Origin of the sequence: Bacillus sp. 3G2, assembly GCF_044324725.1 — a bacterium.
In the GTDB taxonomy this organism is placed as follows: domain Bacteria; phylum Bacillota; class Bacilli; order Bacillales; family Bacillaceae_G; genus Bacillus_A; species Bacillus_A mobilis.
The window spans coordinates 4,171,838-4,197,933 of sequence record NZ_CP172246.1; the positions used below are offsets into that span (position 1 = coordinate 4,171,838).

A 26,096-nucleotide genomic window follows, 5' to 3' on the forward strand; every position below is an offset into this window, starting at 1 on the left:
TTGTAAATACAAATCCTTTACCCTAACTGTTCTACTTCTTTATGATTACGAATCGTTTCAAACCATGTATATAGTTGCTGATATGTGCTATAAACCAATTCTTTTTCTAATTGTAAGTGGTTCATTTTCTCACGATATGTGTTCGATTCAATTAAATCACGCTTTTGTTTTTTGTCTGCCATAAAAATGACGCCATCTTTTATTGTAACAAATTCTAACTCAAAAAACACCTGTGTCATGAAATTTACTGTATCTTTTGACCAACCTTTATGTTGACAGAGTTGTGCTCCGTATTGTCTTAAAGAAAATGGTGCTTTTTGGCTCAAGAACGAATAGTACCATTTAAAGTGTTCTCTCGTTGGAACAGTGCTAAATAAATGATTATTCTCTTGATAAAATAGCGTATAAATTCGTGACGGGAACCCCACTTTAAATAAATCTCGTAATTCATCTGTTCCTTTTGGTAAATCAAGTAACACGATGTATTGATCGTCTAAATGAGTTACTTCTGATGCATGCATCATATGCTCTTTATAGTCTTCTAAAGAAAATTTATTCAATACCTCTTCAGAAAAATACACCATCGTTATTTTTTCTTTTGGAAGTTCTGCTACATTCGCCTCTACGTTACGCATACTACGCCAATCAAATAATTGCCACGCCTCTACAGCAATATCTTGTACCATTAATTGCGGCTTCTTAAAATTATTCCATTCATTGATAGATGCTTCTCCTATTACGGATACCTTTGCAACTGGAGAAATTTCTTTCGCATACGCACCAAAACCAAATCCAATTGTATCCAGCGTCGCTTGTCCATCACGAAGAGCCATTTTCAAATGTGAACCGTCTGATCCGATTGCACGAATACTTTCTAGATCTGCATCCTTCACTGCAATACGTGGTTTTGGATTTCCAACACCAAATGGTGCTAACTTTTGCATATCTTCAATTGCTGCAAGTGTTACATCCTCCACTTTACAAAAGACATCAACAGCTGTAATTGGAATAAAATCTTCTTCCGTTAAAATTACTTCTGCTTGTTCATTTAAGCGGCGGCGCAATTCAGCTACATCATTCATATGTAGCGTCATTCCCGCTGCCATTGGATGTCCTCCGAAGTGTGGCAATAACTCTCTACAATCTGACAAGTTTGCAAACAAATCAAATCCTGCAATACTACGTGCTGAACCTTTTGCTGTTTCTTTTACAGGATCAATACTTAATACAATCGTCGGACGATAAAAACGTTCAACTAATTTAGAAGCGACAATTCCAATTACACCTGGATTCCAGCCTTCTTTTGCAAGCACTAATACTTTATTGTCTTCTGGCGGAAAATTATTTTCCACTTCAGCGATAGCTTCTTCTGTAATTTGCTTTACAATATCTTTTCGCAGTTTGTTCAACTCATCAATTTCTTCAGCTAGCTCTTTTGCTTCTTCTGGGTCATCTGATAATAAAAGATGTACAGCCGGTGTAGCATCTTCTAAACGTCCAACTGCATTAATACGCGGTGCAATCGAGAAGCCAATGCTCTCTTCTGTAATTTCACTTTGCGAAACGTTAGCAACTTTAAACAGCGCCTTTAGTCCGATATTTTTTGTCATGCGCATATGTTTTAAACCGCGCTTCACTAACAATCTATTCTCACCATGAAGTGATACTAAATCGGCTACTGTACCAATCACTGCAATTTCTAATAAATGTTCTGGTACACGGCCTAATAGTGCATGCGCAACTTTAAACGCAACACCTACACCAGCTAAATAGTGGAACGGATACACACCGCCATCTAATTTCGGATGAATAATCGCAAGTGCTTCTGGCAATTCCGGTGGTGGCTCATGGTGATCTGTAATAATCAGATCTACTCCAAGCTCCTTCGCTACCTTCGCTTCATGCACTGCTGCGATACCAGTATCAACAGTAATAATTAGCGAGAACCCTGCGCTATGTGCCCAACGAAACGCTTCTTCGTTTGGTCCATACCCTTCTGTAAAACGGTTTGGGATATAAAATTCTACGTCCGCCCCTAATTCTTGCAAGGCAAGATATAACACAGTCGTACTACTTACTCCGTCCGCATCGTAGTCACCAAATATTAATATTTGCTCTCCATTTTGAACCGCCTTATTTACACGTTCTACCGTTCTATCCATTCCTTCTAATAAAAATGGATCATGAAATTCTTGATTTTCTGTATTTAAAAAATCTAAAATCTTATCTTCTGTATCTAGTCCTCTACCGAGGAATAACGAAACGACAAGTGGTGATAATTGTAATTTACTTGCTAATTCACTCACTCGCTCATTATTATATTCTTTTTCTTTCCAACGCGTCTTCGGTTGTAACACGAAATCACCCCTTAACCTGTTCATTATACAAGACAGATTAAGGGGTGACAATATAATGCAAACTACGATGCAATATCTATATACTAAAATGTTAATAATGTTTAATTTGGAGAATACGGATTTATATGTACAAACACATTTTGTACGTTATCTTGTTCCATCAGCGTTTCTTTCACATGCTTTCCAATGCGGTGCCCTTCTTCTACAGTAATGTATGGATCTACAGAAACTTTAATATCAACAATAACGTAATGGCCATGCTCCCTTGCATATAAAGAACCGATTTTTTTCACACCATCTATTTGAAGTACTGCTTCCCTAAGCGGAACAACATCTTCCTCATGCAGAACATGATCAAGCGTTGCATGAATTGCTTCTGCCCCAATACTCCATGCCATTTTTGCAACAAGAAGTGAAACAAATAATCCTGCAATTGGATCGGCATATACAAGCCAATCTAATCCGAACTTACCACCGATAATCGCTGCACAAATACCGATTAAAGCTGCAATTGAAGAAAATACATCCGAACGGTGCTCATATGCATTTGCAATAATTGCATCACTATTTACTCTCTTCCCTAATCGGAATTTATATTGAAACATTCCTTCTTTCACGACAATCGAAAGAACAACAGCAAAAATCGTAATTCCTTTCGGTGGTTCTAGTTCTTGCGAAAAAGCTTTTATAGACGAAATTGCTATCTCGATTCCCACAATAAATAATAATACTGCAACAATAATAGCTGAAATCGATTCCGCTTTACCATGACCATACGGATGATCTTCATCAGGCGGTTGCTTTGCTGCTCGCAATCCAAACAGTACAGCTAGCGAACCAATTACATCTGATGCAGAATGCACGGCATCCGCTAATAGCGCTTTACTGTTCCCAATATAACCAATTACCGCCTTTACAATCGCTAATATAATATTACCAACGATCCCGACAATAGCACCAAACTCGGCCTGTTTAAAACGTTCATCTTTTTCCATAATTAAAATCCCTTCTTTTCTTAACCTATCTTTTTATCCCACTTTAATGGGCAGTAAGACCCCCACCTCAAAATTCAGCACAAGCAAAGAAGTTAGATGGGGGATCAACTGCCCATAAAAGTCCGATTGGTTCAACTAATAATCAGTGGGGGATGAAGAAAACCCTCACTGATTAAAGTTTCACTTTATTGTAGCAAAAATAGCGATAACATCACCAGTTTCTTCCATTTAACCATTTCAAAGTTGCTATCTTATTGTATCCACAAACGAAAAAAGAGATGCCTCATAAAGAGACATCATCTTTTTTATACTTGCGGTTCAGATTCTACTTTCTCAACCTTTTTCTTGTTTTTGCCCTTTTTCAAACGACGGTTTTCAAGCATTAACCAAATTTGAGAAGCGACGAAAACAGAAGAGTACGTACCTACAACTAATCCGACAAGTAGAGCAAACGAGAAGTTACGTAATGACTCACTACCGAAGATAAGTAACGCAATTACCGGGAATAACACTGTTAATACGGTGTTAATCGAACGACCAAGCGTTTGGCGAATACTTGCATTTACGATTTCTTCTAAGTCTTTTATATCGCGAACTCGTTTTTTCTGTTTGTATAACTCACGGTTTCTATCAAATGTAACAATCGAGTCATTAATAGAATAACCGATGATCGTTAACACTGCAGCGATAAACGTTAAGTCTACCTCTAATTGGAAAATACTAAATATAACAACCATAACGAATGCGTCATGTAGTAATGCAAGTACTGCAGATAATGCATACGTAAAGCGGAATCGAATACTTACGTATAAGATGATAACCGCAGAAGCAATCAGTACAGCGATAAATGCATTTCGTGCAATTTCTTTACCAATTGTCGGTGAAACTGTGCTTACGTTTGGATCTGTACCATATTTATCGTGGAAGAATGTTTTTGTTTTCGCAATTTCATCTTTTGATAGAACACCTAAAGTACGTACTGCGAACCCTTTATTGTCATCTCCAGTCGGTACAATGTTTTCTTCCTTCACATCGATGTTCAATTCTTTAAAATCTTTATGAACATCAGACACAGTAACTGCTTGTTTTGATTGCAAGTCGATACGTGTACCACTTGCAAAGTCAATACCAAGATTCAATTTGAAAATCGGAAGAATAATTGCACCTGCAATTACAACTACAATCGAGAAAACAAGGAATTTATGACCGATATTTACAAAGTTAATACGATCAAATTTCGTTGGTGGATGTACTACACCTTTTGTTAACGGAATAATATCCTTTTGTTTCACACCAAAATATCCTGGTTTTTTATCGAAGTAACGGCTCTTTACAAGTAATCCTAGTAAGAAACGAGTACCGAATACGTTCGTAATGAAACCGACTAAAATACTTACAATTAAGCTTGTTGCAAATCCCTTTACAGAGCTATTACCATAAACGAATAATACACCAGCTGCTGCAAGAGTCGTAACGTTTGCATCTAAAATTGTTGCTAATGAACGATGGTTACCAGCGCGAAATGCTGACATCATGGATTTACCAATTTTCAGCTCTTCTTTCAGTCTCTCGTACGTAATAATATTCGCATCAACTGCGATACCTACCCCGAGCACTAACGCCGCAATACCTGGCAATGTAAGAACTGCATGCATCCAGTTAAAGACAAGTAATGTAACAAAAATGTATAGACCTAACATAATAACCGCTACAATTCCTGGTAGACGGTAATACACAAGCATAAATAAGAAAATAAGAGCGATACCAATCGCACTAGCGAAAATTGTTTGTTCTAATGCTTGTTGACCAAATTTCGCTCCAACTGATGTTGAATACATTTCTTTCAAATCAACAGGAAGTGCACCTGCATTTAATAAAGATGAAAGTTGTTTCGCACTTTCAACTGTGAAGTTTCCACCTACGATAGATACTTCAGCCTGGTTAAATACTTGGCTTACTGTTGCTGCTGATAAGAACTTCGGATTCGGTTTTGCAGATTCTGCTTTATACGAATCTTTTCCTTCTTCAAAGTCTAGCCAGATTACCATTAAATTCGTTGGTGGTGGCATTTTTGAAATTTTTTCAGTTACTTCACGGAATTTTTCAGCGCTTTTTAGTGTAAGACCTACGCTCGCACGACCTTGCTCATCAAACGTTTGCTTCGCTCCGCCGCCTTTTAAATCCGTTCCGTCCATAAGAAGGTTGTCATCTACATCACGGAATGTTAATTTCGCTTGCGTTGATAACATTTCACGTGCTTTTTGCTGATCTTGTACACCAGCAAGCTGTACACGAATTCGATCTTGCCCCTCGATTTGAATGTTCGGCTCACTTACACCAAGAACATTGACACGATTTTCCAGAGCACCTACTGTACTTACAAGTACGTCTCGATCGATTTTATCACCTTTTTTGGCTGGTTTTACTTCATACAGAATTTCAAAACCACCGCGAAGGTCTAGTCCTAGACTAATTCCTTTTGCTATGTCTTTTCCTGCCGCACCAATTACTCCACCGATTAATAAAACGATGAGGAAAAAGGCGGCAATTCTCGTACCACGCTTTGCCATATGTACCCTCTTTCTGCTACTAACACTTTAAATAAATCTCTTACGATTCACTTTTACACGTGTGCATACGCCTAGTTAGTAGACTTCCTTTCTATAATTTTGCTAGTTCATCACTAGCTGTGTTGGTAAGTTTCTCACAATACCTACACTTTCATTATTTATTTTTTCTCTTCACTACCCCCTTTATATATAATCTTAGACATAATTATTTCCTCATTATCAATACCTATCATTATACTGCAAAAGGAAGAACAAACCAATTGCAGTCGGTTAATTATTTTCATATTCATCAAACGACCAAAGTGGTGCTTGATATGCTTCAACAGTTAAATAAGTCATATATTCGTTAGCACTTACTCTTAATACATCATTTACTAATTCATATAATCTAACATCACCGTTTATCTTTTTCCACTTTTTCACTTTGAGAAACTTCCAAATATCATTATCTGTCACTCGGTCGTAACCAAACATGTGAAACTCTTCTACTTTACTTTCTAAAACGACTTGTAACTGTCCGCGGTACGATTCTACCAAAGCCTCTTTTTCTAACATATATAACATCTCCTTCTTATTTCAGCACGAAAAGTCGCTTTTAATCCCGCTCTAATGGACAGCAATAACTACTTTCAAGAGCACGATCATACTTCACTCTCTCAAATGCTTGTCATTCTTGTCTCGTACGTGCATATAAATTATTGTAAATCATTCCACTGATTTTGAGAAGGTAGGAGAAGACCATGACGAGACAAAGCTTTTTAAAAGGCGCATTTATTTTAATGATTGCCGGCTTTATTACCAAAATCCTTGGATTTATTAACCGGATTGTAATGGCACGTATTTTAGGAGAAGAAGGCGTTGGCCTTTATATGATGGCCGTTCCTACATTCATTCTAGCAATTACATTAACACAAATCGGCCTTCCTGTCGCAATCGCAAAATTTGTAGCAGAAGCAGAAGCTGTGAATGATAAACAAAGAGTTAAAAAAATATTAACAGTATCATTAGCAGTTACATCCGTTATTAGTATCATTTTAACAATTGGAATTATGCTCCTCACACCTACTTTAGCAAAAACATTATTAACTGATGAAAGAACGTACTATCCATTAATGGCCATTTTACCTGTCGTTCCCGTTATTGCTGTTTCTTCTGTTTTACGCGGCTATTTCCAAGGGAAACAAAATATGAAACCTAGTGCTTACGCCCAAGTTATAGAACAAGTTGTCCGCATTACCATTATCGCTATATGCATTCAGTTATTTTTACCTTACGGTGTAGAATATGCTGCAGCTGGCGCTATGTTATCAGCCGTTCTCGGTGAAGTTGCATCGTTATTATTTTTACTCACCTTATTTCAGCGCGAAAAACATTTATCTATACGCTCTGGGTTTTTCACTACTGTAAAGGAAAGCAAAGGGACATTTTATTCTCTTATGGATATCGCTCTTCCAACTACAGGAAGTCGTTTAATCGGTTCCGTTTCATATTTCTTTGAGCCTATCGTCGTTATGCAAAGCTTAGCGATTGCCGGCGTTGCTGCCTCTGTCGCAACCCAGCAATACGGTATATTAAACGGTTATGCCTTCCCACTTCTTTCACTGCCAGCCTTTATTACATACGCCCTTTCTACAGCACTCGTTCCATCCATTAGTGAAGCGATGGCGAAAAGACAGCATAAATTAGTGGAACACCGCCTACAACAAGCCCTGCGGATCTCATTAATTACCGGCGGGTGGTCAGTCGTTATATTATACGTATTCGCTTCTCCTGTTTTAACTCTTATGTATGGATCGGATAGTGCAACAGCATTCATCCAGCTTCTTGCACCTTGCTTTTTATTTCATTACTTTCAAAGTCCACTTACATCTGTTTTACAAGCTTTAAACTTAGCACGGGCTGCGATGATGAATACATTTATTGGCGCAATCGTGAAATTAATCGTTATTTTTGTACTAGCTTCAAGGCCAGAATTTCAAATGATGGGAGTTGCACTCGCGATCGCTGCAAATATAGTAACGGTAACATTCCTTCATTACGCTACTGTTTTAAAGAAAATTACATTTACCATTTACGCAAAAGACTATATTTTCGGCGGACTTGCTATCGGCATTGCAGGCTCTTTCGGTTTTTACCTTCATAAGTATATTATTTTTTCTCATTCACTTGGTGTACAAACATTATGGGAAATCTCCTTAACAACACTTGTTTATATCGTTCTCCTCTTCACTTTCAAACTCATTCGAAAAGAAGAGTTAAGTAGGCTCCCTATCATTCGAAAACTTTCATTTTTGAAATAAACAGGCTTACTATTTCATATAGTAAGCCCCTAGTTTTCTTTCACATCAACAAAAAATTGTCCATTTTGAAAGCTACAGTATAAAATTTGTTTGATATCGTTATAACCTAAGTTTTTTAACTTCTCAATCAACCATTCATCTGTATGTTCAATCATTTGTAAATGATTCGATTGAATTTCTCCATCAATAATTAACGGGAGTGTAAAAATCGGCATATCATTTTTACTCTTTTTACTTTTTTGTTTTTGAAAGACAGATAACTTTCCTGAAGGTTCTAAAATGGCGTATTCTACATCCCTTACATCTCCGACTCCCTGCTCCCTTAATTGCATCATTAAATCATCTATATTATAACGTTGCTTTCTCATCTTCTTTTCATCAATCTTTCCCGCATTTACAAGAATAGCCGGCTCACCTTCTATTAAATGTCGAAAACGTTGATACTTTAACGAAATAACTGACAAAATGATTTGTATACACATAAGAAAAGTCATCGGAACTAATTGATGCCAAAGTGATTTATCGGTATTTTCAATTGCGACTACAGCCATTTCACCAAGCATAATGAATACGACTAAATCTAATACACTTAGCTCTCCAATTTCACGTTTACCCATAAGACGAAAAATAATTAATATGATGATATACAAAAGCATCGTCCGGCCAATAATTGATACCCATTCCATTTCTACATCTCCTTTTTTACATATAGACTCCCCTATAAAAAATAAACTAGTCTAACTTCAGCAAAAAGAAAATATGCTTGTATTAAAAAGGGGGAATGTATAAATGGATGGAACGAAAAAATTATCAACTGCAATCGGCTTTGGTATCATTACCTTATTAATTCTGGCAACAATTATTAGCATGGTTATGGCTCTTTTATTAAAATTTACAGATATGAATGAAGGGACATTAGCCGTTACTATTTTTATACTCGCTCTTTTATCTATGCTTATTTCCGGATTTACTGCCGGCAAAAAGGCACAGGGGAAAGGTTGGCTAGTAGGTTTCACAACAGGTCTTACATTCGCTATACTTGTTTTTCTAGTTAACTATTTAGGCTTCTCTCAAACTTTATCGAACTCACAGTTACTTTATCAATTAGCATTAATGGGGGCGAGTACACTCGGTGGTATTTTCGGGGTAAATATGTCAAAACAAAATAACTAAAAAAAGCCCTGCACATTTCATGCAGGGCCTTCCTCATTAGTTTTTCACAACTTCACGAATCGCATTGCGATCGAAAGTTAAGTGTGAACCACCAGATTTAATAACGATTTTCGTATCATCTACTGATTCGATTGTACCGTGTAAACCACCGATTGTTACGATAGCATCACCTTTTGATAACTCACTTTGCATTTGAGCAACTGCTTTTTGACGTTTTTGTTGCGGGCGAATTAATAAGAAATAGAAAATCGCAAACATCGCAACAATCATAACGATATTCATCATACCTGGATTCATCTTTGTTTCCTCCTTTTAAATTATGTATTAGAAGTTTTTAGCATTCGGTTTATTAAAGCCATACTGTTCAAAGAATTCTTCGCGGAAATCGCCAAGACGGTCTTCACGAATAGCTTGTCTCACCTGCTCCATTAAGTTTAACAGAAAATGAAGGTTGTGATAAGACGTTAAACGAATTCCGAACGTTTCATCACATTTCATTAAGTGACGAATGTACGCACGAGAGTAATTTTTACATGTATAGCAATCGCAATTTGGATCAAGCGGACCGAAGTCTCTTGCGAATTTCGCATTTTTTACAACTAGACGACCTTCACTTGTCATACATGTACCATTTCGAGCGATACGAGTTGGAAGTACACAGTCAAACATATCAATACCACGAATTGCACCGTCGATTAATGAGTCAGGAGAACCTACTCCCATTAAGTAACGCGGCTTATTATCTGGAAGAAGTGGTGTTGTAAACTCAAGTACACGGTTCATAATATCTTTTGGTTCTCCAACAGATAAACCACCTACAGCGTAACCAGGGAAGTCCATTGAAACAAGGTCTTTTGCACTTTGACGACGAAGCTCTTCGAACTCTCCACCTTGTACGATACCGAATAAACCTTGATCTTGTGGACGCTCATGCGCTTTTAAACAACGTTCTGCCCAGCGGCTTGTACGCTCTACAGACTTCTTCATATATTCAAAAGTAGCTGGGAATGGTGGACACTCATCAAATGCCATCATAATATCTGATCCTAATGCATTTTGAATTTCCATCGCTTTTTCTGGTGATAAGAATAATTTATCTCCATTTAAGTGATTACGGAAGTGAACACCTTCCTCTTCAATACGACGGAAGTCACTTAAACTGAATACTTGGAAACCACCAGAATCCGTTAAGATTGCACGATCCCAGTTCATAAATTTATGCAACCCGCCTGCTTCACGAATAATTTCGTGACCTGGGCGCAGCCATAAATGATACGTATTACTTAAAATAATGCCAGAATCCATTGCTTTTAATTCTTCTGGTGACATTGTTTTAACTGTTGCAAGTGTACCAACTGGCATGAATGTTGGTGTATCAAATGAACCGTGCGGCGTATGTACGCGTCCTAAACGGGCACCTGTTTGTTTACAAGTTTTAATAAATTCATAACGAATTGCTGTCATAATTTACTCCTTTTATTTGTTTCCCATTTTAGCGTGAGATGCAACGAACATTGCATCACCAAAGCTAAAGAAACGATATTTTTCTTTTACTGCTTCATTATAAGCATGAAGTACATTATCTCTGTTTGCAAATGCACTTACAAGCATAATTAATGTTGATTTCGGTAAATGGAAGTTTGTAATTAAACCATCAATTGCTTTAAATTCATAACCTGGGTACATGAAAATATCTGTCCAGCCAGAAGCAGCACAAAGCTTGCCGGCATGATCTGTCGCAATTGTTTCTAACGTACGAGTTGAAGTCGTACCTACCGTAATAATACGTCCACCACTCTCTTTCACACGATTTAATAATGCCGCTGTCTCTTCAGACATATGGTAATATTCTGCGTGCATATGGTGTTCTTCAATCGTATCGGCAGAAACTGGTCTAAATGTTCCAAGTCCTACGTGAAGTGTAATGAAAGCTAACCCGACGCCTTTTTGTTTTAACTTCTCCAGTAACTCTTCTGTAAAGTGAAGTCCTGCAGTTGGCGCTGCTGCTGAGCCGATTTCTTTCGCATATACTGTTTGATAGCGATCGCGATCTTCTAGCGTCTCTTTAATATATGGAGGAAGTGGCATTTCTCCAAGTTCATCTAAAATTTCATAGAAGATGCCGTCATATGAAAATTCAAGCTGACGTCCACCTTGATCTGCAGTTCCTGTACAAGTTGCTTTTAATTTCCCTTCGCCAAAAGAGATAACAGTTCCTTCTTTTACACGTTTCGCTGGCTTAACAAGCGTTTCCCACGTATCGCCTTCTTCTTGTTTTAAAAGAAGTACTTCAATGTGCGCGCCTGTATCTTCTTTCACACCGTGTAAACGAGCAGGCATAACTTTCGTTTCATTTAAAACTAAGCAATCCCCCTCATGTAAGTAAGAAAGAATGTCTGAAAAATGTTTATGCTCAATATCGCCTGTTTCACGGTCTAACACCATTAATCTTGATGTTTCACGATCTTCTAACGGGACTTGTGCAATAAGTTCTTCTGGTAAATGAAAATCAAACAGATTTATATCCATAACTATATCCACCTATTTCTTATTTGAATCGATTTATTATATACATAATAAAAGATAATACAATACTTAACACAATACATGTAATGATAGGAAAATAAAAGGTAACGTTTCCTTTTTTCACAAAAATATCGCCTGGAAGTCTTCCAATGAACTTCCAAGCTAATCCGACAACAATGAGTAAGATACCTGCTGTAATAAGCAATTTTGGCATCTCCGTCATACTTTTGGCATCTCCATTCCGAAATGCTCATATGCAAGTGGCGTTACAATTCGGCCCCTTGGTGTTCGTTGTAAAAAGCCAATTTGTAATAAATATGGCTCATATACATCTTCAATCGTATGAGATTCTTCTCCGATCGTTGCCGAAACCGTTTCTAATCCGACTGGGCCACCGCGGAATTTCTCAATAATACCAAGCAATAATTTATGATCGATATGATCTAGACCTAATTTATCTACTTGCAGTAGTTCTAACGCCATTTGTGTAATTTCCATTGTAACTGTTCCGTTACCACGAACTTGTGCGAAATCTCGTACACGTCGTAATAAACGATTCGCAATACGAGGTGTACCACGAGCACGTCTTGCAATTTCTAGTGCCGCTAACGAATCAATTTCAACTTCAAATACTTCTGCTGTACGTTCTACAATCTCAGACAACTGATCTACTGTATAATACTCTAATCTTGAAAGTACACCGAAACGGTCACGAAGTGGTGCTGATAATGCCCCTGCACGTGTCGTTGCTCCAACTAATGTAAATGGAGGTAAATCTAAACGTACAGATCGTGCTGACGGTCCTTTCCCAATTACAATATCAAGGCAAAAATCTTCCATCGCAGGATATAGCACTTCTTCAATCGATCTATGCAAACGATGAATTTCATCAATAAATAATACATCTCCTGGCTGAAGCGCTGTTAATACAGCTGCTAAATCTCCTGGTCTTTCAATTGCTGGGCCTGAAGTGGTTCTAACATTAACGCCCATTTCATTGGCTATAATATTTGCAAGCGTCGTTTTACCAAGTCCTGGTGGTCCATATAGAAGCACATGATCTAACGTTTCTTCACGCATTTTCGCTGCTTCAATAAACACCTCTAAATTATGTTTCGCTTTATCTTGGCCAATATACTGACGGAGCGTCTGTGGCCGTAATGAATATTCTAAATCCGAATCTTCATATGCAGATTCCCCTGAAAGGAGACGTTCGTCCATTATACTCACCTCTTACCATTTAGTAAAAGACTAAGTGCCTTTTTAATATACTGATCCGTCGTTAATGATTCTTTTAATAACTCTGGTACAACGCGAGAAACTTCTCGTTCTGCGTATCCAAGTGCACGCAGAGCTTCCAGCGCCTCATCAAGCTCAGCTGATGAACCTTTCTTCTCATCAAAACGTTCTGTATCTGAGAATAAATCAACAAATGCATCTGGTACGACGTCAGCTAGTTTTCCTTTTAAGTCTAAAATCATTTGGCGTGCTGTTTTCTTTCCGACGCCCGGGAATTTCACTAAAAACTTCTCGTCTTCATGTTCAATCGCTTGAACGACCTGTCCTGTTTGACCAGAAGCTAAAATTGCAAGAGCGCCTTTTGGTCCAATGCCAGATACACCTAACAACTTTGTAAATAATAAACGCTCTTCACGTGTTTTAAACCCGTAAAGTGCCATAATATCTTCTCTCACATAATGATATGTAAAGACACGGATTTCTTGCTTACTTCTTTGAAATACATACGGATTTGGTGTAAAAATTTGATACCCAATTCCATTATGGTCAATTACGACATATTCCGGTCCTACATAGTCCACGTAACCTGTAACATATTCAAACAAAATACGATCTCTCCCTCTTAAATCATGTATTCCATTTTAACATATTTAATGATAGAAAAGCGAGACTACCCCAACAAATGTTCTCTATTAGAAACTTCTGTTATTTTCCATTGACAGAAAGCGCGAAGCACCTTAATATACAGAAGTCGATAATGATTATCAATATTAATTAAAGGGGTTACATCAGGATGAAACAGAAGTTATTTATTTTATTTACTATTATGCTAGTCGTTCTTTCTATCGTTGGCTGTTCTTCTCAAAAAGAAGAAGCAAAAGCGAAAGAACAACCGAAAACAAAAGTTGTAAAACACGCTAAAGGCGAAGCTACAATTCCAGTAAATCCAAAGCGAATTGTTGACTTATCTGGATCAACAGAAGAATTATTACTTCTTGGACACAAACCTGTTGGTACGGCAAATACATATAAAGATAAAATCCAAAATCACTTAACAGAGAAATTAGATGGTGTAAAAGCAGTAGGTTGGTACTGGGCACCTAAAGTTGATTTAGAAGCTGTTACGGCTTTAAAACCAGACTTAATTATTTTAAATAATCGTCAATTGAAGATTTATGATCAATTAGAAAAAGTTGCACCGACAGTTGTTCTAGAAACAAACTTAGAAGACTGGCGTGGTAAGTTTAAAGAAGTAGGTAAACTATTTGACGAAGAAAAGAAAGCAGACAAATGGATTGCAGACTACGATAAAAAAGCAGACTCTTTATCTAAAAAGATTAAAGAAAAAACAAAAGATGAGAACTTTATGTTCATCGCAGTTACGCCACAAAACTTCCGTGTATACGGTAGCTTCGGATACGGTGACATCATCTTTAACGACTTAAAACTTCCAGCAACAAAAGGTACAGATTTAAAACAAACGATGGCACAAGTATCACTAGAAGGTCTTGTTGCATTCCAACCTGATCAAATGTTCATTGTGAACTTTGGCGGTGAAGCTGATAAGGTTTACGAAGACTACAAAAACAGTGCCGTTTGGAAAGACAACAAAGCAGTTAAAAATAATCACGTATACGAAGTATCGAATGAAATCTTCAATACGAAAGCATTCAATCCAATCGGAAAAGACATGCTAATCGATGAAATCGCAAAACAAATTTTAGATAAAAATAAATAAGAAAAAAGCAGCTCACCATGAGCTGCTTTTTTTCTTATTTTGCACTGCGTATTGCTTCATTTTTTCAATCGTCTTCACAAAACCTTCTTTTGATTTAATACGAATACCACGCTTTAATTTCGCACGCTCATAACTCTCCAGTTTTTTCATATCAATTTGAAAAAAGGAATGAATCGCATTATCACTTTTCGGTACACCTTTGAAAATTTGTAGTATCCCTTCCTCTGACACACCGAAATAACCGCTCGTCTTTAATAACGGAGAAATATCATCAACCTTCTTTTGTAATACAATTTGTACATCATCACGATCAACGAGCTGCCATTCTTTATATTGCTGTAAAAACTTTTCTAAGTCCGCTACTTTTTCTGTAAATATTTCCTCACTTACTTCTCCATCAACATACATTCGCTCTAATAAAATTGTAACTTCAGGCTCTTTTTCTGTTACTTCTGGTACTGGCCCTTCCGCCTTCACATTCGTTTCATAAACGAAACAAAACATCATAACGAAAGCTTGCATCGCAATCAGTATCCATCTCATTTCCGTTCACCTCTTTTAGGCAAGATCAAACTTTCATTAGTAGCTTTTCCGGAAATGGGGGTTTTATCCCTAATTCATAGATTACTCTCATTAAGACTTATAGAGTGCAATGATTTCTACCTATTTCGAAACGTATTGATTACATGAAAACTTTTTTATACCTTTATTTGATTGTACCGTTGCTATATAAACTCCAATTAATACGATTATCATCCCAACTATTTGTTGCCACGTAACAGCTGCTCCATACAATATAACTGATATACCAGTAGCCACAATAGGAGTTAAATTTAAATACATACTCGCTTTGCTTGCACCTAGTTCTTCTACCCCTTTATTAAACACGATATATCCAACTAACGTCCCGCATACGACCATATACAACATTTCTATCCATCCCTGTAAAGAGAGCGTTGCAACCTTTCCCCACCCATCTTCATATAGAGAAAGGCCTGCTAAAAACACAGTACCCAATACCGTCATACTCATTGTAATTAACAAAGGAGAGACACCACTCATAACTTTTTTTCCTGTTAAACCATATAACACCCCACAGGTTAAAGCAGCTATAAATAAAAGATCTCCCTTATTAAAGGACAAAGACATAAGTATATTCATTGAACCACCCGTAATAACAACTATTACACCAATAAGAGACAAAATTAAACTTATTCCAACTTTTATACTCCAAGACTCTTTAAAAAACAATATTGCTCCCACTGTTACAAAAACGGGCATTGTAGCAATAATAAGCGAGCCATTCAGAGTGGAAGTATAGTTAAGTCCCATAAAGAAAAAAACATTGTAGCCAAAAATACCTGTTAACGATACAAATAACAGCCCTTTCCAATTCTTTAATAACAAACGTGTATTCCACTCAGATCTAATAAAAACTATGCCTATTAAAATACAACCTGCTAATCCAAAACGAATTGTTGCCGCAGTAATCGGTGGAATTTCAGTAATAACATGCTCTGCTGTTGCAAAAGATCCACCCCAAAATAACGGAACAAGCAACATAATGACATACATACGATTTATTCTGTTCATTTTCATTACCCCTTTCACGTAAACAAGTTTAAAAGTTTAAACTTGTTTACGTGTTAGTTAAAAAAAATTAATAATTTGATTCTATTGCTTGAAGTAAATCCTTCACCTGTTTTAAAAATTCTCCAGCTATTATAGAATAAAAAATTTCTTTTCCATTTCGATTCGCTACAATTAGTTCTGCTTGTTTTAAAATTTTCAAATGATGCGAAACAGCTGGTCTAGAAATCCCCATTTTATCTGTTATTTCTGTTACATTCATCCGTTTGTTTTCTAATAACAGCATAATAATTTGCTGACGATTCTCATCTCCCAACGCCTGAAATATAGATGTTACGACCTGAAATTTCTCTAATACAACTTCTGTATTTCTACATTCAAAGTTCTCCATATACTATTCATCCCAACCTTTTATATCTAAAAAACTTGTAATATATTACCATTAAATAGTAACTCTTTCACATACACTTGTAAATAACTTTATTTTCCGACTTTTATCCCAATAAAAAAGGGAAGCTTGGATTCCTCCATTCTTCCCACTACATTCATATAAAAATGAAAGACGCCTGCAAAGCAGGCGTCTTGATGCGTTTACGGCGAGAGACCAGGCGACCACATTCGCGTGTTTAGCACTTAAGCATATCTCTCGTCTTACGTAAATTAGCTCATCGCTTTGCTAATATAACATTAATAAAGTATAAGTGCAACATGTTTATAAAAATATTTTATTTCCTCTTCCATACAAAAAAATTATATGTAAATTATAAATTGATAAATGTAATATATATGTTACAATTAATATGACAGCGAAATCATAATAAACAGGAGATAGATATTATGAAAAAAATTAAGGATGAACGTCTCATTCTGCAAACGTTAAAAAACATTCGAATTGCTTTTCTTTTTCAATCACTTGGTATAATTGGCATTTTAGGCTATATCGGATTCACTGAAGGAATAGATCAAATTACGAAATCTCCATTATGGCTATTGTTTATCCTTACAAGTATCGTACTTAGTTATTTACAGTTAAGCGTTTCTATCGATGTAGAAGAAAGTGAAAAGGAGATAAAGTTAACTCCTTATTACAAAATTATTTTACGCTCTCTTATTATAGGAATCGTTATGGCTATTATTTATATCATTTTTAGTCCAGAAAGACCTTTATTTGAAGCCATTTTAACAGGTGGTATTCTCTTCATTTGCTTTTTAGGTTCTTATTCCATTAGTTATTTTATTAAAAAGCGTCGTTTACACGATAACGATGAATAAAGAGGAAGGGCTCCCCCTTCCTCTTTTGCTTTGCTATCGCATAGTACCAGTTAAACCGTAACGAATATCTCGGAACATATTTGTTATGTCACGATTAAAATCGTTTGTAACTGTACCGTTACGTAGTCGTGTACTCATTGCATCGACACGAGTAAACATGTCATTTCTTACAGAAACATATACGTTTCTGTTTCCAACTTCATTTACAACCGCTTGACGAACTTCATTTGCAAGCGCTGTTTCATTCGATACTGGATTACGCGGTTTTACCGCAATCGCTACATCGTTTCCATATACAACTGTAGACACACGGTCTACGTTATTCATACGTTTCACACGATTTGTAATTCTTTCTGCTGTTTTACCATCATTGTTAATGTATGAATTGTTCATTGTAATATTACGTGTTGGATGCGGATTAGCAATTTGACCGTTGTAATTTACATCGCGGTAATAATTGTTATATCCTGTATCGTTACGTCCATTTCTATATGTTACATAATCTGTATAACGATCATTACGCGTTACATTATCACGATACTGATGTGTATCATTATAAGATGTACGCTCGTAATTATAGTTACGTCCATCCATTGCATTGTTATCTTTTGGTGTACCACATGCAGCTAACGCACTGGTAACTAACAAAGAAGCAGCAATCACTTTTACTTTCGTATTCAATACAAAAACCCCCTCTGTTAGAATGAACTTCTCTTCTGAAAAGCTCCCTCTTATGATGAGTAACAGAGAAGGTTTTTACACTGTTAATATTTCACTGGGGATTTTCTAACATTTGATGTAAATCTTCCATTTTCAGAACGACTTTACATACAAAAAAGGTGGGAATAATCCCACCTTTTTTAAACTTCTTCTTCATCCTCTTCTTCTGGAACCGGCTCCCCAAATACATTTGGTGGATCTGGTTGATAATACATCGTTCCTGGCTGTGGTGCATATGCCGATTGAGTTGGTTGATAATATAAAGGGTTCGCATATTGCGGACCGCCTGGTTGCGGACTATATAACCTACTCTCTCCTCCGCATCCACAATCTTCCTCACCTTGCACGAGCGGCGGCATATTATTATCGATTGGCATCATATTTGGATTTGGCATAGACGTATATTGCGGTCCAAACGGTGCTCCTTGCTGATATGGATTTGGTGGTTGATAATACGGATTTGGCGGCATCATAGGCTGTTGGTATGGCATTTGATATGGCATCATATTCGGTGGTTGATTGTTATCCATTATCGGCATCATGTTTGGCATTTGATTGTTATCCATTATCGGCATCATATTTGGCATTTGGTTGTTATCCATTATCGGCATCATATTTGGCATTTGATTGTTATCCATTATCGGCATCATATTCGGCATTTGATTGTTATCCATTATCGGCATCATATTCGGCATTTGATTATTATCCATTATCGGCATCATATTTGGCATTTGGTTGTTATCCATTATCGGCATCATATTCGGCATTTGATTATTATCCATTATCGGCATCATATTTGGCATTTGGTTGTTATCCATTATCGGCATCATGTTTGGTATTGGGTTATTATCCATAATTGGCATGATGTTTGGTGGTTGATTGTTATCCATGATTGGCATCATATTTGGTGGTTGATTGTTATCCATGATTGGCATCATATTTGGTGGTTGGATATTGTCCATGATCGGCATGATATTTGGCACTTGAATATTTGGCGGTATAACTTGTGGAATAACTACATTTTCTTTCGATACATTTGGTGATACTATATTTCCTACATTTTCTTTCTTCACTTGCGGTGACACGATATTCCCTACATTTTCTTTCTTCACTTGCGGCGATACGATATTCCCTACATTTTCTTTCTTTACTTGCGGTGACACGATATTTCCTACGTTCTCTTTCTTTACTTGCGGCGACACAATATTCCCTACATTTTCTTTCTTTACTTGCGGTGACACGATATTTCCTACGTTTTCTTTCTTTACTTGCGGTGACACGATATTTCCTACGTTTTCTTTCTTCACTTGTGGCGACACGATATTATCTTTTTTCGTTTTCGGAGAAATGATGTTATTAGGTTTCATTTTAGTAATTTGAGGAGCAATTAACTCGCTTCCTTTTTTAATTACATCTGAAATCTTATATTCTTTTTTCGCTTTGATTGGTGGTTGCGGCGGCTGTGGTAACACATTTACCGAAAACTTCGTGTTTTCTTTTTGTGCTGGTTTTTGTTTTTCTATAACCGGTGGTTTTTGAATAACAGACGGCTTTTCAACTGGTTTTTCTATTTGAATTGGCTTTTCTTTTTGCACTTCTTTTTGTGGCTTTACCTGTACCTCTTTTTGCGGTTTCACTTGCATTTCCTTCTGTGGTTTTACCTGTACTTCTTTTTGCGGTTTTACTTGCATTTCTTTTTGTGTTTGTTGCATAGCAGGTTGCTGTGTAATTGGCGCTGATTGATACGTAACTTCTTCCTCATCTTCTATTCCAAGCGGAGTTGGCGTTGATGCAAACTCTTTTTGTTGCACTTCTTTTACGTATTGCTTCGGAGGCGCTGAACCTGCCCCAGCATGTTGTTTTACATGAACGCTGTTTGATGGTACTTTAATTTTCATACCTGGCATGATTAAATCTGGATTACTAAGTTGTGTATTTGTATTTTTCAACGTATCAAAATCCACTCCGTACTTTTTCGCAATTTTCCAAAGGGTATCCCCTTTTTGCACGATATGAATTTTCAAATTTTCCCCCTCCTGTATAACTTATCTATAAGTAACAAATCTCATGAAGTAACCCTTTCTAAATAACGTTAACTTCTTTTCACTTGTATCACTTCTTCGATTTTCAATATCATTAGAAGTGGAATAAGCATAAGAAAATCGCAATGATTTCTTCACAACAATGTATGCCCATTTCATTCTCGTTATGATTATATGTACGAAAAAAAGCAACGGAAATCCCGCTGCTTTATACACGCTCTAACATACGATTTAATGCAAGAACCGCTTCTTCGGTCACTTGTTTATCTACGCTAATAACGTTAATTTCTTCTCCTCTTTCTACCGTTTCAAGCACCCATAATAAGTGCGGCAGATCAATTCGGTTCATCGTTAAACACGGACACATAAATGGATTAAGTGAAACAATTTCTTTATCTGGATGTTGCTGAATAATTCGGTTCACTAAATTCATCTCTGTACCAATTGCCCATTTACTTCCAGGTGGCGCTGCTTCAATCATATCAATAATATATTTCGTTGATCCTGCGTAATCCGAAGCATCAACAACCTCATAACAGCATTCTGGATGTACAATAATATTCATATCCGGATGATTCTTCCGTACATTCTCAATGTTTTTCACCGTAAAGTTTTGATGAACCGAACAATGCCCTTTCCATAAAATCACTTGAATTTCTTCTATATCTCCATCGTACTCTAATGAATCTGTATGCGGGTCCCATACTGCCATTTTATCTAACGGGATACCTAAATCGTACGCTGTATTTCTTCCTAAATGTTGATCTGGTAAAAAGACAAGACGCTCTTTTTGTGTAAACGCCCAAGATACCATTTGTTTTGCATTAGAAGAAGTTACTGTCGCTCCGCCATTACGACCGCAAAATGCTTTAATTGCAGCTGTAGAGTTAACATACGTTAACGGAATCATCGTATCTCCAAATAACTTCGTGAGCCCTTTCCACGCTCTTTCTGTTTGTTCGATGTCTGCCATATCTGCCATCGAACAGCCTGCACGCATATCTGGCAAAATAACGATTTGATCGTCTGTCGTTAACATATCTGCTGTTTCTGCCATAAAGTGTACGCCGCAAAATACAATATATTTTGCTTCTTTATTGCTCGCTGCGACTTGCGCAAGCTGAAGTGAATCTCCTGCTGCATCAGAAAATTGTACCACTTCATCTTTTTGGTAATGATGTCCTGGAATAAATAGTGTTTTCCCCATTTTTTCTTTAATTTCACGAACACGCTTTTCCATATCTTCTGTTGACATCGTGTAATAACGCTCTGGTAACATCGTTTCAATCGGTTGTACTTTTTCTAAAATACTCATATCCCTTTCTCCCCCTCTAAACCACTTTCCTTACGCCTCAATATTGAAACTAATATCAAGTGCTTTCACTGAATGTGTTAACGCTCCAAGTGAAATATAATCGACACCTGTTTTTCCATATTCCGATAAATCTTCAATTATAATGCCTCCTGATGCTTCCGTAACGATGGCACTTGGTACAATCTTTGAAAACTCCCGAATCTCATCTGGCGTACGATTATCAAACATAATGATATCCGCACCAGCAGCTACAGCTTCTCTCACTTGTTCCTCTGTCTCTGTTTCCACTTCTACTTTCACCATATGTCCTAATTTTTCTTTCACCGATGTAACAGCTTTCGTAATAGAACCAGCAAAAGCAATATGATTGTCTTTAATCATGACACCGTCATATAAACCGAAACGGTGATTAAATCCGCCTCCGCACACGACTGCATACTTATCAAACATACGTAGCCCTGGCATCGTTTTTCGCGTATCACAAATACGTGTATGGCCGCTATCTAAAGCAAGCACAGCTTTATGTGTCATCGTAGCTATCCCGCTCATACGCTGGATAACGTTTAATATAACGCGCTCTGCCGTTAATAACGAAGCAATTGGTCCTTGCGCAGTTGCTATTATTTCGCCCTTTTCTACAAGATCCCCATCTTTTTTATGAAGCTCCACTTCAATTCTTTCATCAATTAATTTAAATCCTTCTTCAATTACTAAACGCCCCGCAAAGACCCCTGTATCCTTCGCAAGAAACGTTCCTTTTGAAAGTAAATTGTCTGGAAAAATAAGCTGAGATGTTACATCTCGTTCTCCTATATCTTCTAGAAAAAATCGATTTAATGCTTCTTTCACTTTTATCGTGTTCATAAAGCCCCTCTTCCCTTCATCACACAAGTTGTAGTTTTCTTTTCACTCGAACAATCTCTTTTTTTACTCTATTTCTATCCGGATAATCACTTCGATAATGACCACCAATGCTTTCTTCTCTTTGCAAAGCTGATACGACTATAAGCTCACAGACTGTTAACATATTAATGAGCGTTATCTCTTCATTTGTAAGAGCCTCATGTTGTAAGATCATATTTCGAACACCGTACTTACTAAGCCATCTCTTTGCAGAAGATAAACTTTGCTCTGTTCGCACAATCCCAACGTATTTCATCATGCATTCTTGTATTTCTTCCTTCGCCGGCAAATGATTCAAAACGATAAACTTCTTTTCCTTCTCAGCTAGGATGTTCAATCTGTCTTTTGCCGCTTTCGTTAAAATATGTTGTCCTATTCTTTTTCCAAACACAAGACCTTCTAATAATGAATTACTTGCTAACCTATTTGCACCGTGAACGCCATTACAAGCTACTTCACCGACCGCATATAAATTTGGAATGGACGTCTCTCCATCACAGTTCGTTTTCACGCCACCCATATGAAAATGAGCACCGGGTACGACCGGAATGCGTTTTTCATTTATATCGACACCATTCTTTTTACACAATGATGCTACAGTCGGAAAACGTTCTTCGAAATTTTGGATAGACTCGATATTTACATACACTTTTTCACCCGCCAAAAGCTGCTCATGAATCGCTCTTGCTACTACATCGCGCGGCGCGAGATCGTGATCAGGGTGTATATCCATCATAAAACGCTGACCTTTTCCATTTATAAGGACAGCTCCTTCACCACGGACAGCTTCAGAGACGAGGCCGCAGCAGCTACCGTTTGCATATAACATTGTTGGGTGAAATTGTACAAACTCTAAATCTACGAGCTCCCCGCCTGCGCGGTATACCATCGCAAGTCCATCACCCGTAATTGTCTTATCGTTAGAAGTAAAGGCGTATAAACCGCCAATCCCGCCTGTTGCTAACACCGTATAATCTGCAACGTAACGCTTCAACTTCCCTTCACTAGTTCTTGTTAAAACTCCAACACATTTATCATTTTCTATAATAAAATCGAGCACCATTTCCTGTTCCACTACCGTAACGTGCGGAGCTACTTCTTGAATGAAATGCTCTAATAAATTCTTTCCTGTTGCATCGCCACCTGCATGTAAAATACGGCGCTTTCGATGTGCGCCTTCTTTTCCAAGATGAGGACCGGTTTCATCTCCATCAAATTCCATTCCACTTTCAATGAGATGATTCATTTCTTTCGGCCCTTCCTCGACTAGATAACGGACCACATCTTCATTGTTATAATTACATCCTGCTACTAACGTATCTTCAAAATGATCATTTGGATTGTCATATGTAGCAACCGCTGCTGCAATTCCACCTTGCGCTAAATATGTATTATTATTACGATTCGTTTCCTTTGTGATAATAATCACATTCTTTTCGTGACAAATCTCTTTCGCAACACGAAGTGCCGCAACGCCACTTCCAATAATTAAGACATCTGCACTTGGCATAATTGTTGCCTCCTACTTTACACTTTTCAACTGTCTTGACACCTATATTTACATAGTTTTAAAATAATGACAAGAGTTTTTTTATAATTCTTATTTTCACTACCATTTAAAAAATACAAGAAATGTAACTCTTACTAAGGAGAGGAACTTACATGATGATATATCTTGACTATGCAGCTACTACACCTATGAGTGAAAAGGCGTTACAAACATATATGAAAGCAGCATCGCAATACTTCGGAAATGAACAAAGTTTACATGATATTGGAGGAACAGCTTCTTCTTTACTACAAGTTTGCAGAAAAACATTTGCTGACATGATTGGTGGAAAGGAACAAGGGGTATTCTTCACGAGCGGTGGTTCGGAATCCAACTACCTTGCGATTCAATCCCTTTTAAAGGCTAGAAGCGAGAAACATATTATTACAACACCTATGGAGCATGCATCCATTCGAAGTTATTTTCAATCCTTACAATCAGAAGGCTATACAATTACTGAAATTCCTGTTGATGAAGGCGGGCTCATTCATTTAGATGATTTAGAAACAGCTATTACAGAAAATACCGTTCTAGCAAGCATACAGCACGGAAACTCTGAAATTGGAACCGTTCAAAACATCGCAGAAATCGGGGCACTTTTAAAAAAATATAACGTTTTATTTCATTCAGATTGTGTGCAAACATTTGGTAAACTTCCTATCAATGTTTTTGAGATGGGAATTGATAGTCTTTCTGTTTCAGCACATAAAATATACGGACCAAAGGGTGTTGGTGCTTGCTATATAAATCCGCAAGTTCGCTGGGCACAAATATTTCCGGGAACTTCTCATGAAAAAGGGTTTCGCCCAGGTACAGTAAACGTTCCTGGCATCGCATCTTTTTTAACAGCCGCTGAGAATATATTAAAAAATCAACTGGAAGAAAGCTTACGTTTTAAAGAGTTACGATCCTACTTTTTAGAGCAATTACAAACACTTCCTCTAGAAATTCAAGTAGAAGGTCATTCTACTTCTTGTTTACCACATATTATTGGGGTTACAATAAAAGAAATAGAAGGTCAATATACAATGCTAGAATGTAATCGCCATGGTATTGCCATTTCCACCGGAAGTGCTTGCCAAGTCGGTAAACAAGAACCTTCGAAAACAATGCTTGCAATTGGAAAAACGTATGAAGAGGCGAAACAATATGTCCGCTTCTCTTTCGGGCAACAAACAACGAAAGATCAAATTGATACTACTATTCATGCACTACACACAATTGGAAATCAATTTTATAGAGGTGTTAAATCATAATGAAACAAAATGAACAAAAAAAGATTTTAGGCGAAGAAAGACGACAGCTTATCCTTCAGTGGCTTCTTGCTGCAAATGAACCGTTATCTGGGAATGAACTATCGAAAAAGACAAACGTAAGTCGACAAGTGATCGTGCAAGATATTTCCTTACTTAAAGCACGAAATGAACCGATTATTGCAACTGCTCAAGGATATTTATATTTAAAACCACAAGAGAAACAACAAGCTTTCGAACGCGTAATTGTATGCCAACATAAACCAGCGGAAGTACGTCAGGAACTTACAATGCTTGTTGACCACGGCGTTACGATTAAAGATGTAAAAGTTGAGCATCCTGTATACGGTGACTTAACAGCATCCATCATGGTAAGTAATCGCTTTGATGTAGAGCAATATTTACAAAAAATCGAAAATACAAACGCTTCCTACCTCTCGCAACTAACAGATGGTATTCACTTACATACAATTGAGGCAGATTCTAAAGAAAAGTTAGACGCTGCTTGTGAGGCTTTAGATAAGGCAGGATTTCTCGTTTATTAATTCATGTAA

Annotated in this window: 24 protein-coding genes and 1 pseudogene; 6 read left to right on the forward strand and 19 right to left on the reverse strand. The window is 37.1% G+C overall.

Annotated features, from left to right (window positions below; translation table 11 throughout):
- Positions 1-17: 17 nt before the first annotated feature.
- From recJ to ACHZK0_RS21440, 4 genes are all read right to left on the reverse strand, one after another.
- Positions 18-2,357 carry a single-stranded-DNA-specific exonuclease RecJ gene (recJ, locus tag ACHZK0_RS21425; protein WP_242253434.1) on the reverse strand — a complete coding sequence of 780 codons (2,340 nt, stop codon included), beginning with the start codon at positions 2,355-2,357 and terminating at the stop codon, positions 18-20.
- A 101-nt stretch (positions 2,358-2,458) separates the two neighbouring features.
- Positions 2,459-3,352, reverse strand: coding sequence for a cation diffusion facilitator family transporter (locus tag ACHZK0_RS21430; RefSeq protein ID WP_242253437.1), 894 nt, complete (start codon positions 3,350-3,352; stop codon positions 2,459-2,461).
- Positions 3,353-3,657: 305 nt separating this feature from the next.
- A complete protein-coding gene (gene secDF / locus ACHZK0_RS21435) occupies positions 3,658-5,922 on the reverse strand; it encodes a protein translocase subunit SecDF (RefSeq protein WP_061677198.1) in 2,265 nt (754 codons plus the stop codon).
- Positions 5,923-6,192: 270 nt separating this feature from the next.
- The gene (locus ACHZK0_RS21440; RefSeq protein ID WP_242253439.1) at positions 6,193-6,477 is read right to left on the reverse strand and encodes a post-transcriptional regulator; all 285 of its coding nucleotides are present in this window, start codon (positions 6,475-6,477) and stop codon (positions 6,193-6,195) included.
- A gap of 185 nt (positions 6,478-6,662) precedes the next feature.
- On the opposite strand from ACHZK0_RS21440, the gene spoVB reads away from it, so the two are divergent.
- Positions 6,663-8,222: a stage V sporulation protein B gene (gene spoVB / locus ACHZK0_RS21445; protein ID WP_395760857.1), complete on the forward strand. Its 1,560-nt coding sequence runs from the start codon at positions 6,663-6,665 to the stop codon at positions 8,220-8,222.
- 29 nt (positions 8,223-8,251) lie between these two features.
- Here spoVB and ACHZK0_RS21450 read toward each other — a convergent pair whose 3' ends face one another.
- Positions 8,252-8,908: a DUF421 domain-containing protein gene (locus ACHZK0_RS21450; RefSeq protein WP_262740330.1), complete on the reverse strand. Its 657-nt coding sequence runs from the start codon at positions 8,906-8,908 to the stop codon at positions 8,252-8,254.
- Between the two features lie 103 nt (positions 8,909-9,011).
- On the opposite strand from ACHZK0_RS21450, the gene ACHZK0_RS21455 reads away from it, so the two are divergent.
- Positions 9,012-9,395, forward strand: coding sequence for a TIGR04086 family membrane protein (locus tag ACHZK0_RS21455; RefSeq protein ID WP_000349143.1), 384 nt, complete (start codon positions 9,012-9,014; stop codon positions 9,393-9,395).
- Positions 9,396-9,431: 36 nt separating this feature from the next.
- Here the strand turns inward: ACHZK0_RS21455 and yajC are convergent, their stop codons facing one another.
- The 6 genes from yajC to ruvA are packed head-to-tail and all read right to left on the reverse strand — an operon-like array spanning position 9,432 to position 13,765.
- On the reverse strand, positions 9,432-9,692 hold the full coding sequence (gene yajC, locus ACHZK0_RS21460) for a preprotein translocase subunit YajC (RefSeq protein ID WP_001068068.1): 261 nt from the start codon (positions 9,690-9,692) through the stop codon (positions 9,432-9,434).
- A gap of 27 nt (positions 9,693-9,719) precedes the next feature.
- Positions 9,720-10,859 (reverse strand): tRNA guanosine(34) transglycosylase Tgt, encoded by a 1,140-nt coding sequence (tgt, locus tag ACHZK0_RS21465; protein ID WP_000125362.1) that lies wholly within the window; start codon positions 10,857-10,859, stop codon positions 9,720-9,722.
- Positions 10,860-10,871: 12 nt separating this feature from the next.
- Complete coding sequence (gene queA / locus ACHZK0_RS21470; RefSeq protein ID WP_242253469.1) at positions 10,872-11,924, reverse strand: tRNA preQ1(34) S-adenosylmethionine ribosyltransferase-isomerase QueA; 1,053 nt, start codon at positions 11,922-11,924, stop codon at positions 10,872-10,874.
- Positions 11,925-11,943: 19 nt separating this feature from the next.
- Entirely contained in the window at positions 11,944-12,144 is a 201-nt protein-coding gene (locus ACHZK0_RS21475) for a DUF2905 domain-containing protein (RefSeq protein ID WP_000138162.1), read from the reverse strand.
- A complete protein-coding gene (gene ruvB, locus ACHZK0_RS21480; RefSeq protein WP_000344467.1) occupies positions 12,141-13,142 on the reverse strand; it encodes a Holliday junction branch migration DNA helicase RuvB in 1,002 nt (333 codons plus the stop codon). Before ruvB ends, ACHZK0_RS21475 begins: the two co-directional genes overlap by 4 nt.
- Before the next feature lie 5 nt (positions 13,143-13,147).
- The gene (gene ruvA, locus ACHZK0_RS21485; protein WP_061677193.1) at positions 13,148-13,765 is read right to left on the reverse strand and encodes a Holliday junction DNA helicase RuvA; all 618 of its coding nucleotides are present in this window, start codon (positions 13,763-13,765) and stop codon (positions 13,148-13,150) included.
- Positions 13,766-13,953: 188 nt separating this feature from the next.
- Between ruvA and ACHZK0_RS21490 the strand changes: the two genes are divergently transcribed.
- On the forward strand, positions 13,954-14,898 hold the full coding sequence (locus ACHZK0_RS21490; protein WP_242253471.1) for an iron-hydroxamate ABC transporter substrate-binding protein: 945 nt from the start codon (positions 13,954-13,956) through the stop codon (positions 14,896-14,898).
- Between the two features lie 12 nt (positions 14,899-14,910).
- Here ACHZK0_RS21490 and ACHZK0_RS21495 read toward each other — a convergent pair whose 3' ends face one another.
- From ACHZK0_RS21495 to ACHZK0_RS21505, 3 genes are all read right to left on the reverse strand, one after another.
- Positions 14,911-15,441 carry a BofC C-terminal domain-containing protein gene (locus ACHZK0_RS21495; protein WP_212957567.1) on the reverse strand — a complete coding sequence of 177 codons (531 nt, stop codon included), beginning with the start codon at positions 15,439-15,441 and terminating at the stop codon, positions 14,911-14,913.
- A 120-nt stretch (positions 15,442-15,561) separates the two neighbouring features.
- Positions 15,562-16,491 carry a DMT family transporter gene (locus tag ACHZK0_RS21500; protein WP_395760858.1) on the reverse strand — a complete coding sequence of 310 codons (930 nt, stop codon included), beginning with the start codon at positions 16,489-16,491 and terminating at the stop codon, positions 15,562-15,564.
- 67 nt (positions 16,492-16,558) lie between these two features.
- Entirely contained in the window at positions 16,559-16,879 is a 321-nt protein-coding gene (locus ACHZK0_RS21505; RefSeq protein WP_242253482.1) for an ArsR/SmtB family transcription factor, read from the reverse strand.
- A gap of 446 nt (positions 16,880-17,325) precedes the next feature.
- On the opposite strand from ACHZK0_RS21505, the gene ACHZK0_RS21510 reads away from it, so the two are divergent.
- On the forward strand, positions 17,326-17,760 hold the full coding sequence (locus ACHZK0_RS21510; RefSeq protein WP_063260733.1) for a hypothetical protein: 435 nt from the start codon (positions 17,326-17,328) through the stop codon (positions 17,758-17,760).
- 33 nt (positions 17,761-17,793) lie between these two features.
- Here the strand turns inward: ACHZK0_RS21510 and ACHZK0_RS21515 are convergent, their stop codons facing one another.
- The 5 genes and pseudogenes from ACHZK0_RS21515 to nadB all read right to left on the reverse strand — a co-directional run bounded on the left by ACHZK0_RS21515 (position 17,794) and on the right by nadB (position 24,250).
- A complete protein-coding gene (locus ACHZK0_RS21515) occupies positions 17,794-18,441 on the reverse strand; it encodes a YhcN/YlaJ family sporulation lipoprotein (protein ID WP_061677182.1) in 648 nt (215 codons plus the stop codon).
- 1,906 nt (positions 18,442-20,347) lie between these two features.
- A pseudogene (safA, locus tag ACHZK0_RS21520) lies at positions 20,348-20,504 on the reverse strand (SafA/ExsA family spore coat assembly protein); the annotation flags it as partial.
- A gap of 226 nt (positions 20,505-20,730) precedes the next feature.
- Positions 20,731-21,837, reverse strand: a complete 1,107-nt coding sequence (gene nadA / locus ACHZK0_RS21525; RefSeq protein WP_098374098.1) for a quinolinate synthase NadA — start codon at positions 21,835-21,837, stop codon at positions 20,731-20,733.
- 30 nt (positions 21,838-21,867) lie between these two features.
- Positions 21,868-22,701, reverse strand: coding sequence for a carboxylating nicotinate-nucleotide diphosphorylase (nadC, locus tag ACHZK0_RS21530; protein WP_098238413.1), 834 nt, complete (start codon positions 22,699-22,701; stop codon positions 21,868-21,870).
- A 19-nt stretch (positions 22,702-22,720) separates the two neighbouring features.
- Entirely contained in the window at positions 22,721-24,250 is a 1,530-nt protein-coding gene (gene nadB, locus ACHZK0_RS21535) for an L-aspartate oxidase (protein ID WP_395760859.1), read from the reverse strand.
- Between the two features lie 152 nt (positions 24,251-24,402).
- Between nadB and ACHZK0_RS21540 the strand changes: the two genes are divergently transcribed.
- Together ACHZK0_RS21540 and ACHZK0_RS21545 are read left to right on the forward strand one after the other, a co-directional pair.
- Positions 24,403-25,545 carry an IscS subfamily cysteine desulfurase gene (locus ACHZK0_RS21540; RefSeq protein ID WP_262740333.1) on the forward strand — a complete coding sequence of 381 codons (1,143 nt, stop codon included), beginning with the start codon at positions 24,403-24,405 and terminating at the stop codon, positions 25,543-25,545.
- Positions 25,545-26,087, forward strand: a complete 543-nt coding sequence (locus ACHZK0_RS21545) for a transcription repressor NadR (RefSeq protein ID WP_000812272.1) — start codon at positions 25,545-25,547, stop codon at positions 26,085-26,087. The genes ACHZK0_RS21540 and ACHZK0_RS21545 overlap by 1 nt, the downstream gene beginning before the upstream one ends.
- The last annotated feature ends 9 nt before the right edge of the window (positions 26,088-26,096 follow it).